Source organism: Herbaspirillum lusitanum P6-12, from assembly GCF_000256565.1.
GTDB classification, from domain to species: Bacteria; Pseudomonadota; Gammaproteobacteria; order Burkholderiales; family Burkholderiaceae_D; genus Herbaspirillum; species Herbaspirillum lusitanum.
In genome coordinates, this window is the sequence record NZ_AJHH01000089.1 from 1 (window position 1) to 11,745 (window position 11,745).

Consider the following 11,745-nt stretch of genomic DNA (forward strand, 5'->3'; position numbering starts at 1 on the left):
CAGCAATTGCTGGCGCACGAAGTCGGCGTAGTCCTTGACCTCGGCATAGGTGAAGCCGTCGGCGGAGAGCGCGAAGATCGAACCGTAGGTATCGCCGAACTCATCGTTGAAGAACGGCCCCTGCACCGTCGACGGCAAGGTCAGCTTGATGTCGCTGATTTTCTTGCGCACCTGGTACCAGGTCGGCGGCACTTCCCTGGGCGGCGTCGATTCGCGCAATTGCAGCAGGATCAGCGTCTCCCCCGGCTTGGAGTAGCTGCGGATAACGTCAATGTAGGGCGTCTCCTGCAGTTTCTTTTCCAGCTTGTCGGTGACCTGGTTGGCCATCTGCAAGGCGCTCGCCCCCGGCCATTTGGCGGTAACCACCATGGCGCGGAAAGTGAACGGGGGATCTTCATCCTGGCCCAGCTTGCCGTAACCGATCACTCCGCCGATGATCAGCACCACGATCAGGTAACGGATCAGCGGGACATGTTCCAGCGCCCAGCGCGACAGGTTGAAGCCGCGCGGCTGGGCGGCCGCATCGATCGCACCCTTGCCACCCTTGCCGTCCTGATCGTGCGGGTCGTCTTTCCCGGCGCCGCTCATGGATTCTTCCCTTGCGGCGCCTTGGCGTCAGGCGTATCAGCGGCAAGCGGCTCGGCGCCGAGGATCTTGACCTTCTGCCCGGGCTTGAGCAGGTTGACGCCGGCAGTCACGACAGTCTGCCCGGCCGTCAGGCCGGCGGAGATCAGCACGTCATTGCCGCTCTGTCCGCCCAGTTGCACCGGCACGACCTTCACCGCACCGTTTTCCACCAGCCATACGGACGTCTTGCCGTCGACCGGGTACAAGGCCGTCAGCGGCAAACGGATCATCTCGCCGGAAGTCTTGCCGGCAAACGCGACATATGCCGTCATGCCCAGCCGCACATCCTTCGCGGAGTCGGGCAAGGCAATCTTGAATGTGTAAGTGCGCGTGGCGGCATCGGCGATCGGCGAGACTTCGCGGATCTTGCCGACGATCGTCTCCTTCGGATTGGCCCACAGGCGCACGCGCACATCGGCGCTGCGACGCAAGACGTCGACCTTGTCTTCGGGGATGCCGATGACCACGTCCTTGTCGCCGGCCTGCGCCACGCTGACCACGGGCGTGCCGGCAGCAACCACCTGGCCGGCTTCCGCATCGACCGCCGTCACCACGCCGTCGACGTCCGCCGTCAATACGGCATAACCGGTCTGATTCGATTGATTGCGCAGCGACGCCACGGCCTGGTCGTAGCCCGACAGCGCCGATTGATACGCGGTTTGCTTGGAGTCGAGAGTCGCCTGGCTCACGAAATTCTTGTCGCGCAGTTCCTGATAGCGCTTGAGTTCGGCAGAGGCCAGATCGCGATTGCTCAGCGCCGACTTCATCGCCGCATCGGCCTGGCGTTGCGCCAGTTGCAGATCTTGCGGATCGAGCTGCATCAATACCTGGCCGCGTCGCACGATGCTGCCGACGTCGACCTTGCGCGCCACGATCTTGCCGCCGACCCGGAACCCCAACCGCGACTCCACCCGCGCCCGCACTTCACCTGGAAACTCCGCCACCACGTCGGCATTGCCGGCCGCGATGACCATGGCCCTGACAGGGCGGATTTCTTCGACTTTTTCGACCTTCTTTGAACATGCCGCCAGCGCCGACACGGCCAGGCACAACGCAATGGCTTGTCGCAATCGACGGCTTGCCAGCGCGGGTCGGGTCAACACTCGCACTGGAGCAGGCACGGAAGTCGGAGCAATCACGTTTTTCCTTTACTATTCGGGCAGAAATTACACAGGCCGGCGCACACCGGACGGCGTGGCATGACGGCTTTTTACGGACTTGAGACAAGCGGATGACGATGCGAGCAACTTACTGACTTTGCGGTTAGTAATTATAATCGCGGGCCTTCCGTTTGGATATATATCGGGTTTTCATCGTTTTTATTGGACATTTCACTGGCATGGCTGTTGACCACTACGAAAACTTCCCCGTCGCTTCCGTGCTGCTTCCCGCGCGTCTGCGCCCTGCCGTCAAGGCAATCTACGCCTTCGCCCGCAGCGCCGACGACATCGCCGACGAAGGCGACGCCACGCCGCCGCAACGGCTGGCGGCGTTAGATGCGTACGACCAGGCGCTCGACGATATAGACGCGAGCCGCGCCACAAGCAATCCGATGTTTACGGCGCTGGCCGGCATTATCCGCGCATATCGCTTGCCGCTGGCGCCGTTTCGCGATCTGCTGTCCGCCTTCAGGCAGGACGTGGTGACAACGCGTTATCAGGGCTTCGATGAACTGCTGGATTACTGCCGCCGCTCCGCCAATCCGGTCGGCGCGCTGATGCTGCATCTGTACGATGCAGCCACGCCGGAAAACCTGCGCGACTCGGACGCCATCTGCTCGGCGCTGCAACTGATCAACTTCTGGCAAGACGTTGCCATTGATTGGCAAAAGCAACGCATCTACCTGCCGCTGGACGATCTCGACCGTTTTGGCGTGAACGAGCAAGACATCGCTTCAGCCAATGCCGGCACGGCCTGGCAAGCGCTGTTGCGGTTTGAAATCGACCGTGCGCGCGCGATGATGCTGGGCGCACCGCTGGCGCGCCGCTTGCGGGGGCGCATCGGCTGGGAGTTGCGGATGGTGGTGCAAGGCGGCTTGCGTATCCTCGAACGACTGGAGCAAGCCGATGGCGACGTCTTCACGCGCCGGCCGAAGCTGGGCAAACGCGATTGGCTGCTGGTGGTGTGGCGCGCTTTGACGATGTGATCGGCACGCAGTCGCATGAACGAAAAAAAATCCTCTTTGAGGATTTTTTATTGCCGACGACGCAGGTCATGCGTCGCGGCGTTGCTCAATCATCAGTGAACGCTGAAGCGCGATCAAGGAGTCTTGTCGCCCTTGGGCTGTGGCTGAGCCAGTTGCGCGTTGCGCTCGGCGGTCGATTCCTTCTTCTGCGCCTTCAGGTCAGCCTTGGCTGCCTTCTTGTCAGCCTTGGCCTGCTGCTTCACGGCCTTTTTCTGCATCTTGTATTCCGCCTTGGCGTCGGCGTCGGATTGACGCTTTTGCACATACGGATCGTTGGAGACGCCATTGGCTGTCGATGCAGGAACCGTCATGCCGGGGGACGACGCTTCCGTGGTGTTGGCTTGTTGCGCCATGGCGCCGCCCCATTATTCATCGAAGAGGATTTTTTATTGCCGACGACGCAGGTCATGCGTCGCGGCGTTGCTCAATCATCAGTGAACGCTGAAGCGCGATCAAGGAGTCTTGTCGCCCTTGGGCTGTGGCTGAGCCAGTTGCGCGTTGCGCTCGGCGGTCGATTCCTTCTTCTGCGCCTTCAGGTCAGCCTTGGCTGCCTTCTTGTCAGCCTTGGCCTGCTGCTTCACGGCCTTTTTCTGCATCTTGTATTCCGCCTTGGCGTCGGCGTCGGATTGACGCTTTTGCACATACGGATCGTTGGAGACGCCATTGGCTGTCGATGCAGGAACCGTCATGCCGGGGGACGACGCTTCCGTGGTGTTGGCTTGTTGCGCCATGGCGCCGCCGGTAACGGCAAGCATTGCCGCTGCAATGATGAGCTGACGTGTTTTCATGAGTGGATCTCCTTTACCTGGTTAAATGAATCCGTCGCAACACAACGAATGACAGCGAATCTCCGGAATGACGCGATGTCTATCAGACATCGCCGGACACCGCTTCCAGACTGGCTTTTCGAGGGTCACGCAGTAATAGAAAGAGAAAATCCACGTTGGTTCGGCGGCATTTGCAACCGATTGTTAAAGCGCTTGCCTTAACGCTTCTTCCGGCTCTGTTTGTAGATCGTGCGCGCGTCTTGCAGCGCCCGTTCCTCGGTGCGCAAATTTTCGTTATCGTCGTGCGCGACGAAGAACTCGGCGGCCTGCGCCTGCACCACCAGTTTGATCGCATCGGAGTCGGCGACGTCATACAGCTCGGTGATCAGCGTCGTCACTTCGTCCAGGTATTCTTCATAAGTCATCTTGCTCATTGCTTGCCCTCGCCTTCGTCCATCTGATCGTTCATGAAGCGCGCAGTGTATGCGTGGCGCGCGCCTGCGTCCATCTGCGCCCATGTCCGGCGCTTATTTATCCCTCTGCGGAAATGATTCCTTGCTATTCAAAACGATGCTCTGTAGAATTCGGTCCCTCAGACGCGGGGTGGAGCAGTCTGGCAGCTCGTCGGGCTCATAACCCGAAGGTCGTAGGTTCAAATCCTGCCCCCGCAACCAGTTTTCAAAAAAAATGAATCAGCAGGCATATCAAAGCCCTTGGCGTTTAGACGTCAAAGGCTTTTTGTTTTGCGCGATCGCTTTTGCTCCGCATGCCCACGTTGTTGCACGGCCGACGGCAACGCCTCTGTTAGACTGAATTCCTCTCATTCGATTGCTCCGATCATGACCTCATCTTCCTTTTCCAGCCTGCCGTTGACGCCGGCGATGCTCGCCAATCTGGAGCAGCTCGGCTATCACGAGATGACGACGATCCAGGCCGCGAGCCTGCCGGCGGCGCTCGAGGGACGCGACCTGATCGCCCAGGCCAAGACCGGCAGCGGCAAGACGGCGGCATTCGGCATTGGCATGCTGCACAAGCTCAACCCCAGCTATTTCGCAATTCAGGGACTGGTGATTTGCCCCACGCGCGAACTGGCCGACCAGGTTTCCAACGAATTGCGCCGCCTGGCGCGCTTCACTGACAACATCAAGATTCTGACGCTGTGCGGCGGCACGGCAATGCGCCCGCAAATCGCCTCGCTCGAACACGGCACCCACATCGTGGTCGGTACTCCCGGCCGCATCCGCGACCATATCGGCCGCGGCACCATCAATCTGGCCACGGTGCAGACGCTAGTGCTGGACGAAGCCGATCGCATGGTCGACATGGGCTTTTACGAAGACATCGAAGGCATCGTCAGCGCCTGTCCGGCGCGACGCCAGACCTTGCTGTTCTCGGCCACGTATCCCGATGACATCCGCAAGGCCAGCGCGCGCTTCCTGCGCGATCCGGAAGAAATCAAGGTGGAAGCCCGCCATGACGGCGACAAGATCGAGCAGCGTTTCTTCGAAGTCTCGGCGGAACAGCGCAACTTCGCCGTGGCGCGCCTGCTGCAGCATTACCAGCCGGTGTCGACGCTGGCCTTCTGCAATACCAAGATCCATTGTCGCGAACTGGCCGATGAGTTGCGCGCCCAGGGTTTCAGCGCCCTCGCCCTGTACGGCGACCTGGAGCAGCGCGAACGCGATGAAATCCTGGTGCAGTTCTCCAACCAGAGTTGCTCGGTGCTGGTGGCGACCGACGTGGCCGCACGCGGCCTCGACATCGCCAACCTGGGCGCCGTCATCAACGTCGACGTCACGCGCGACACCGAAGTGCATATCCATCGCATCGGTCGCACCGGCCGCGGCCAGCTCCGCGGCCAGGAGCGCGGACTGGCGCTGAATCTTTGCACCCCGAACGAAAAGCGCTGGGTCAAGCTGATCGAGGAATACCAGCATGCCTCCGTGCAGTGGTTCGATCTCGACGCGCTCGACACCAACGAAGACAAGGTCTTGCGCGCGCCGATGCGTACGCTCTGCATCCAGGGCGGCAAGAAGGACAAGCTGCGTCCGGGCGACCTGCTGGGCGCGCTCACCGGCGACGTCGGCCTGAGCAAGGAACAAGTCGGCAAGATCAACGTTTTTGAATTCTCGACCTATGTCGCGCTCGACTACCGCATTGCCGACAAGGCCTGCGACAAGCTCGGCGCGGGCAACATCAAGGGACGCAATTTCAAGATGCGCCTGCTGCGCAGCGCCTGATGTGATTCATTTCGCGCAATGAAAAAGGCAGCCGTTTCAGGGCTGCCTTTTTGTTTCGGCGCGATGGCGTCAGATCAGCAGCGCCGAAGTCAGCGAGCGGATTTCATCGGCTGAATCTTCCAGGACGTCGCGCAGCGCATCGTCGCCCATGAATTCGTCGACGATGGTGTCGGATTGCCGACCGGCCTCAAGGGCGCTCTTCTGGAACGGCGACGGCACCGGCGACAATTCCTTGGCCAGCAGCAGCACGTCGCCCAGCGTCTCCGGCGGCAGCACGCGGATGCCATGCCACAGCGATTCAACCGCGGCCATCACGGCTTCGGGGATGCCGAGCTTCTTGAGTACGGCGCGACCGATCATCTTTTCGCCGTATTCCGCCCAGTCTTCGGCATTGCCGTCGAGCAGGCCCGGGAATTCATCGGTGCGCGAGAGCAGGTAAAAGCCGCCGACTTCATGCACGATGCCGGCGAACATCGCGGTTTCCGGATCGAGACGCGTCATCTTCAGTGCAATGACTTGCGACAGCGCAGCGACGTTGGCGGTATGTTCCCACAGCTGCGCCGCCTTGACGCGCATTTCGGGATCCGAAATATTGCGGCCGAGCTGGCGCACGATGACCGCCGTCGTGATGGCGTTGAGCGTCTTGAATCCGAGCCGCATGACGGCCGTTCGTACATTGTTGATTTCACCGCCGGAACGGTTGTAGGCGGCCGAATTGGCGATCGCCACGGTGCGCGCCGACAGCAACGGTTCGGCCATGACCAGTTTCGACGCCGCCTCGAGATGGCAATTCGGATCGTTGAGGGCCTGTTGCAATTTGATCGATGCATTGACGTTGGTCGGGAATACCAGCTCGCCCCGTCCGGCCTGCACTGCAATGCTTCTGAAAGCTTCCAGTCTGTTCATGAAGAAATGGTCTCCTCGCCTTGATTGCTCACCCCAGTCGCGCAATGCGCCTGTCGTTTTGTGTTTTTATCAACAGCATCGGCACAAATTTCTGCAGTTCCTGCGGAGCTTGCCGCCGGTCCTGCGTCATGCCTCGTTGCCCCCAGCTTAATGTACAACGTCTGCTGCTGCAACCAGCTTTCATTGTAATTGCCGAGGCGCGCCGCCCTGCCGGAATGCGAAGCAGATTGCCCTCGGCCCCCTAGTCGGCTAGCATAGCGGCTTCTTGCATGACGGCGGCCTCACGGCGCCCGCTTTTTTACCTCATCCCCACCTCATGTCTCCAGACGAATACTGCCAGCAAAAAGCCGCCCAAAGCGGCTCCAGCTTCTACTACAGCTTCTTGTTCCTGCCGCCGGAACGCCGTCGCGCCATCACCGCGCTATACGCGTTCTGCCGCGAAGTCGACGACACCGTGGATGAAATCGAGGACGCCGGCGTGGCGCGCACCAAGCTGATGTGGTGGCGCAAGGAAATCGCCTCCATGCTCAACGGCAACCCCAGCCATCCGGTGACGCTGGCGCTGCAGCCGCACGTGGCGACCTACGGTCTCAAGGGCGAGCATCTGCAAGCCATCATCGACGGCATGGAGATGGACCTGGACCAGACCCGCTACCTCGACTACCCCGGCTTGCAGCGTTACTGCTGGCATGTCGCCGGCGTGGTCGGCATCTTGTCGGCCAGCATCTTCGGCGTGACCCAGGGCGGCACCCTGCTGTTTGCCGAAAAGCTCGGTCTGGCGTTCCAGCTCACCAATATCATCCGCGATGTCGGCGAAGACGGCCGCAAGGGGCGCATTTATTTGCCGGTTAACGAACTGCAGCAATTCAACGTCACCGCCGCTGACATCCTGAATGCGCGCCACAGCGAAAATTTCGAGAAGCTGATGCGATTCCAGGTGGAGCGCGCTCAGCGTGTTTACGATGAAGCGTTCGCATTGCTGCCAAAAGAAGACCGTCGTGCACAACGTCCCGGTCTGATGATGTCCGCCATTTATCGCACGCTGCTCACTGAAATCGAGCGCGACGGCTTTCACGTGCTGAATCAGCGCATTTCGCTCACGCCGATACGCAAGCTCTGGCTGGCCTGGAAAACCTATATCCGCGGCTGAACTTTAGCGCGGTCGGGACGTCAATTCACTTTCCGAAATTGACGGACCGAAGCATGAAACGCATTTACGTACTATCGCTGCTCGCCGGCATCGCCTTTGCCGCCTGCGTATTGATGAGCCCGGGCTTCAACGAATTGCTCAAGCGCGTCGGCAAGGACGAGTTCTATGTCTACGTGATCGACCCCGGCAAGAAGGTCCTGCCAGGCGCCTACGTCAGGCAATACTATGAATACAGGTTGCCGGCCGTGGGCGAAGGCGGTGCTCAGAAGACGCTGACCTTCACGGCGACCAAGCAGTTGTCGCTCGACACCTACCTGCGGCTGTACGTGTCTTCCGCCGGCCAGGTAACGGCATGGGAAGAAGTACAGCAGCGCGAATTACCGGACCGGATCAAGAATGGGAACATTCCCTGACAAGAAAAGCAGTGATCACATCGCCGTCATCGGCGGCGGCTGGGCCGGATGCGCCGCCGCCGTCACCCTCGCCCAGGCAGGCAAACGCGTCAGCCTGTTCGAAGCCGCCCGCACCCTCGGCGGCCGCGCCCGCCGCGTAGACATCGACGGCCGCACGCTCGACAACGGCCAGCACATCCTGCTCGGCGCTTACCGCTCCACGCTCTCCCTCATGAAAACCGTCGGCATCGACGCCGGGCGCGCGATGCTGCGCCTGCCGCTGCAGATGCGCTATCCGGCCGGCGCCGACGGCATGGATTTCGTCACGCCGCGCCTGCCTGCGCCGTGGCACATGCTGGTGGCATTGTTCCGCGCCACCGGCCTGACGCGCGAGGACAAGCTGGCGCTGGCGCGCTTTTCGACCACGGCGCGCTGGATGGGCTGGCAATTGCATGACGATTGTTCCGTCACTGAACTGCTGGAGCGCTTCGACCAGACCGACCGCCTGAATCGCCTGATGTGGACACCGCTGTGCATCGCTGCGCTCAACACGCCGCCGCAGCGCGCTTCGGCGCAGGTATTCCTGAACGTGCTGCGCGACAGCCTCGGTGCACGCCGCGCCGCCTCCGACATGCTGATTCCGCGCACCGATCTGACGGCGCTGTTTCCGCAGCAGGCGGCCGTTTTCGTGGAAAGCCACGGCGGCAGCGTCACCTGCGGCCAGGCCGTTGCGTCCCTCAACGCAGCGGAAGGCAGATGGAATGTCGCGTTCAAACAAGGCGCCGACCCGCAATCATGCGATGGCGTGGTCATTGCCACTGCGCCGGAAGCCGCCGCCGATCTGCTTGAGGATCTATACGACACAGCTACGCTGCGCGCGTTGGCCTACGAACCGATCACCACCTGCTATCTGCAATATCCGGCGCACGTGCGGCTGCAACAACCGTTCTTCGCGCTGACCGACGATGCCGGCCTGGCTGCCTGGGGCCAATTCGTCTTTGATCGCGGCCAGCTCAATGGCGCCGCTGCTCCTGCCGATGCCGGCTTGCTGGCGGTCGTGGTCAGCGCCGCCGCCGACGCCATCGCCGCGGGGCATGCCGCAATGGCCGCAGGCGTCGCCGTGCAACTGGCGCGCCAACTGGCCGACCCGCAGCTACGGACGCCGCTGTGGACCAAAGTCATCTCGGAAAAACGCGCGACGTTTTCCTGCACGCCCGGCCTGCTGCGGCCGGACAATAGCGGCATGCCGGCGGGTCTGGCGCTGGCCGGCGACTACGTTGCCGGCGACTATCCGGCAACGCTGGAAGCTGCCGTGCGCAGCGGGGTTGCTGCGGCGGCGCTGTTTGCCTGAGCTCGCCTGAGCTCTTTACGCCTGCACGAATTTTATTCAGCGAAACTTTTCATCTTTCGGTCAAAGGGATTCACCCCATGACGTGCTGGTTTGATCTACGATACGGTCAAATTTGATAGATTTAACCTATTTTGGAGAAGAACCATGCCCGTGATCACCTGTGTTGAAGACTTGCGCGTGCTCGCAAAGAAACGGGTTCCCAAGGCGTTTTACGACTACGCGGACAGCGGCTCCTACACCGAGAGCACCTATCGCGCCAACACCGATGATCTGGCTGCGCTGAAGCTGCGCCAGCGCGTGGCGATCAACGTCGACCAGCGCTCCACCCGCACCACCATGATCGGCCATGACGTCGCCATGCCGGTGGCGATCGCCCCGACCGGCCTGACCGGCATGCAATGGGCCAACGGCGAAATGCTGGGCGCGATTGCAGCGGAAAAATTCGGCATCCCCTTCACGCTGTCGACCATGAGCATCTGCTCGATTGAAGACGTCGCCAGCGTGACGACCAAGCCGTTCTGGTTCCAGTTGTACGTGATGCGCGACCGCGGCTTCGTCAAGTCGATGATCGATCGCGCGAAGGCGGCCAAGTGCTCGGCGCTGGTGCTCACGCTGGACCTGCAGATCCTCGGCCAGCGCCACAAGGATCTCAAGAACGGCATGTCGGTGCCGCCCAAGCTGACCCTCGATACGCTGATGGACCTGGCCAGCAAGCCAGCCTGGGCGCTGCGCGCGCTGACCGGTCGCAAGACCTTCGGCAACCTGGCCGGCCACATCACCGGCGGCGGTAGCGGCATCCAGACGCTGAGCCAGTGGACTGCCAGCCAGTTCGACCCGACCCTGAACTGGGATGACGTCGCCTGGATCAAGGAACAATGGGGCGGCAAGCTGATCCTCAAGGGCATCCTCGACGTCGAAGACGCCAAATTGGCCGCGCAAACCGGCGCCGATGCGCTGGTCGTGAGCAACCATGGCGGTCGTCAGCTGGATGGCGCGATGTCGTCGATCGAAGCGCTGCCGGCGATTGCCGAAGCGGTCGGCGACCAGATCGAAGTCTGGTTCGATGGCGGCATCCGCAGCGGCCAGGACATCCTCAAGGCCACTGCACTGGGCGCCAAGGGCACCATGATCGGCCGCGCCTTCCTGTACAGCCTGGGCGCCATGGGTGGTGAAGGCGTGACGAAGATGCTGCAAATCCTGCACAAGGAACTCGACGTCAGCATGGCCCTGACCGGCACCAAGGACATCAAGGATGTCGGCCCGCAAATCCTGATTCGTCGCTGATCTTTCACTCCGGCGCATCAAACGAAAATCCCGGCTCGCGCAAGCGTCGCCGGGATTTTTCATGATGAGGAACGACTGTCGCCGCGAAGACTTATTCCGGCTTTTGCTGCGACCAGGGCGTATGCTTGCCGGTCAGTTCTTCCACGGTTTCCTTCTGGTCGAAATGGCGCGCCAGATCCAGCGCGGTCATGCCGTCGGCGTTCTTCAACGTGACGTCGGCGCCCTCTTCCTTCAGCAGATGCACCGCCGCGGTCCGGCCGCGCACCGCCGCCAGCATCAGCGGCGTCATCTTGTCGTCGGGGGATTCGGCGTCGATGTAGGCCGACGCGTCCAGCAGCAGCTTGATGGTTTCGGGCCGGCCGTTGATGGCGGCGTAATGCAGCGCGGTCCAGCCGGGACGATTGACTTCGACTTCCTTGTCCAGCAACAGCTTGACGACGTCTGTCTTGCCGTAGAAGGCGGCCACCATCAATGCCGTGTCGCCGTTCTTGGCCTTGGCTTCGAGATCGATGCCGGGCGTATTGAAGAGCACATTGAAGGCCTTCATCGAATCTTCGCGGATAGCCAGCATGAGCGCCGAATAGCCGCGCTGCGGTTCGACCATGTTGGGTCCGAGGCCGCGCTTGATCAGGTCCTGCAACTCGCGCGGCGCATCCATCTTGACTGCGATGAAATAGTCGTCGTAGGTGCCGGCATGGACGGCGGGCGGTGCCAGCATGGACAGCGCACTTAGCGCCAGCACTGCGGCATGAATGGAAAAGAAACGGCGATTCGGCATGCGGACGATCCTCATTTGGCCATCTTGAACAGCGTGAAGAAATTCTCGGTGGTGTGGCGCGCCCA

Annotated in this window: 13 protein-coding genes and 1 tRNA gene; 7 read left to right on the forward strand and 7 right to left on the reverse strand. The window is 61.4% G+C overall.

The window, feature by feature from the left end; translation table 11 throughout:
* Together HLUSI_RS26715 and HLUSI_RS0103075 are read right to left on the reverse strand one after the other, a co-directional pair.
* A partial coding sequence (locus tag HLUSI_RS26715) for an efflux RND transporter permease subunit (RefSeq protein ID WP_040503101.1) occupies window positions 1–588 on the reverse strand: 588 nt, incomplete at its 3' end.
* Window positions 585–1,697 (reverse strand): efflux RND transporter periplasmic adaptor subunit, encoded by a 1,113-nt coding sequence (locus HLUSI_RS0103075; RefSeq protein WP_050977618.1) that lies wholly within the window; start codon window positions 1,695–1,697, stop codon window positions 585–587. The genes HLUSI_RS0103075 and HLUSI_RS26715, both read right to left, overlap by 4 nt.
* A 269-nt stretch (window positions 1,698–1,966) precedes the next feature.
* Here HLUSI_RS0103075 and hpnC point away from each other — a divergent pair, with 269 nt between their 5' ends.
* Window positions 1,967–2,773: a squalene synthase HpnC gene (gene hpnC / locus HLUSI_RS0103080; protein ID WP_016832575.1), complete on the forward strand. Its 807-nt coding sequence runs from the start codon at window positions 1,967–1,969 to the stop codon at window positions 2,771–2,773.
* 113 nt (window positions 2,774–2,886) lie between these two features.
* Here hpnC and HLUSI_RS0103085 read toward each other — a convergent pair whose 3' ends face one another.
* The 3 genes from HLUSI_RS0103085 to HLUSI_RS0103095 all read right to left on the reverse strand — a co-directional run bounded on the left by HLUSI_RS0103085 (window position 2,887) and on the right by HLUSI_RS0103095 (window position 4,004).
* Entirely contained in the window at window positions 2,887–3,165 is a 279-nt protein-coding gene (locus tag HLUSI_RS0103085; RefSeq protein ID WP_016832576.1) for a hypothetical protein, read from the reverse strand.
* Window positions 3,166–3,264: 99 nt separating this feature from the next.
* Window positions 3,265–3,600: a hypothetical protein gene (locus HLUSI_RS0103090; protein ID WP_016832577.1), complete on the reverse strand. Its 336-nt coding sequence runs from the start codon at window positions 3,598–3,600 to the stop codon at window positions 3,265–3,267.
* Window positions 3,601–3,797: 197 nt separating this feature from the next.
* Window positions 3,798–4,004, reverse strand: coding sequence for a hypothetical protein (locus tag HLUSI_RS0103095; protein ID WP_029363060.1), 207 nt, complete (start codon window positions 4,002–4,004; stop codon window positions 3,798–3,800).
* A 172-nt stretch (window positions 4,005–4,176) separates the two neighbouring features.
* Between HLUSI_RS0103095 and HLUSI_RS0103100 the strand changes: the two genes are divergently transcribed.
* Window positions 4,177–4,253: transfer RNA gene (locus tag HLUSI_RS0103100), tRNA-Met, on the forward strand.
* A gap of 165 nt (window positions 4,254–4,418) precedes the next feature.
* Window positions 4,419–5,819 carry an ATP-dependent RNA helicase DbpA gene (gene dbpA / locus HLUSI_RS0103105; RefSeq protein ID WP_016832579.1) on the forward strand — a complete coding sequence of 467 codons (1,401 nt, stop codon included), beginning with the start codon at window positions 4,419–4,421 and terminating at the stop codon, window positions 5,817–5,819.
* A gap of 69 nt (window positions 5,820–5,888) precedes the next feature.
* On the opposite strand, the gene HLUSI_RS0103110 is transcribed toward dbpA, so the two are convergent.
* Window positions 5,889–6,725, reverse strand: coding sequence for an HDOD domain-containing protein (locus HLUSI_RS0103110; RefSeq protein ID WP_016832580.1), 837 nt, complete (start codon window positions 6,723–6,725; stop codon window positions 5,889–5,891).
* A 316-nt stretch (window positions 6,726–7,041) separates the two neighbouring features.
* On the opposite strand from HLUSI_RS0103110, the gene hpnD reads away from it, so the two are divergent.
* The 4 genes from hpnD (at window position 7,042) to HLUSI_RS0103130 (ending at window position 10,902) form a co-directional block, all read left to right on the forward strand.
* Window positions 7,042–7,875, forward strand: coding sequence for a presqualene diphosphate synthase HpnD (gene hpnD / locus HLUSI_RS0103115; protein ID WP_016832581.1), 834 nt, complete (start codon window positions 7,042–7,044; stop codon window positions 7,873–7,875).
* Between the two features lie 53 nt (window positions 7,876–7,928).
* Window positions 7,929–8,288 (forward strand): YxeA family protein, encoded by a 360-nt coding sequence (locus tag HLUSI_RS0103120; RefSeq protein ID WP_016832582.1) that lies wholly within the window; start codon window positions 7,929–7,931, stop codon window positions 8,286–8,288.
* On the forward strand, window positions 8,272–9,618 hold the full coding sequence (hpnE, locus tag HLUSI_RS0103125; RefSeq protein WP_016832583.1) for a hydroxysqualene dehydroxylase HpnE: 1,347 nt from the start codon (window positions 8,272–8,274) through the stop codon (window positions 9,616–9,618). The genes HLUSI_RS0103120 and hpnE overlap by 17 nt, the downstream gene beginning before the upstream one ends.
* A 144-nt stretch (window positions 9,619–9,762) precedes the next feature.
* Window positions 9,763–10,902: an alpha-hydroxy acid oxidase gene (locus tag HLUSI_RS0103130; RefSeq protein ID WP_016832584.1), complete on the forward strand. Its 1,140-nt coding sequence runs from the start codon at window positions 9,763–9,765 to the stop codon at window positions 10,900–10,902.
* A gap of 91 nt (window positions 10,903–10,993) precedes the next feature.
* On the opposite strand, the gene HLUSI_RS0103135 is transcribed toward HLUSI_RS0103130, so the two are convergent.
* Window positions 10,994–11,680: an ankyrin repeat domain-containing protein gene (locus HLUSI_RS0103135; protein ID WP_016832585.1), complete on the reverse strand. Its 687-nt coding sequence runs from the start codon at window positions 11,678–11,680 to the stop codon at window positions 10,994–10,996.
* Window positions 11,681–11,745: the final 65 nt, after the last annotated feature.

Coding starts and splice junctions, on each gene's coding strand:
- hpnC (WP_016832575.1), top strand. CDS start 1,967: ATGGCTGTTGACCACTACGAAAACTTCCCCGTCGCTTCCGTGCTGCTT.
- HLUSI_RS0103085 (WP_016832576.1), bottom strand. CDS start 3,165: ATGGCGCAACAAGCCAACACCACGGAAGCGTCGTCCCCCGGCATGACG.
- HLUSI_RS0103090 (WP_016832577.1), bottom strand. CDS start 3,600: ATGAAAACACGTCAGCTCATCATTGCAGCGGCAATGCTTGCCGTTACC.
- HLUSI_RS0103095 (WP_029363060.1), bottom strand. CDS start 4,004: ATGACTTATGAAGAATACCTGGACGAAGTGACGACGCTGATCACCGAG.
- dbpA (WP_016832579.1), top strand. CDS start 4,419: ATGACCTCATCTTCCTTTTCCAGCCTGCCGTTGACGCCGGCGATGCTC.
- HLUSI_RS0103110 (WP_016832580.1), bottom strand. CDS start 6,725: ATGAACAGACTGGAAGCTTTCAGAAGCATTGCAGTGCAGGCCGGACGG.
- hpnD (WP_016832581.1), top strand. CDS start 7,042: ATGTCTCCAGACGAATACTGCCAGCAAAAAGCCGCCCAAAGCGGCTCC.
- HLUSI_RS0103120 (WP_016832582.1), top strand. CDS start 7,929: ATGAAACGCATTTACGTACTATCGCTGCTCGCCGGCATCGCCTTTGCC.
- hpnE (WP_016832583.1), top strand. CDS start 8,272: ATGGGAACATTCCCTGACAAGAAAAGCAGTGATCACATCGCCGTCATC.
- HLUSI_RS0103130 (WP_016832584.1), top strand. CDS start 9,763: ATGCCCGTGATCACCTGTGTTGAAGACTTGCGCGTGCTCGCAAAGAAA.
- HLUSI_RS0103135 (WP_016832585.1), bottom strand. CDS start 11,680: ATGCCGAATCGCCGTTTCTTTTCCATTCATGCCGCAGTGCTGGCGCTA.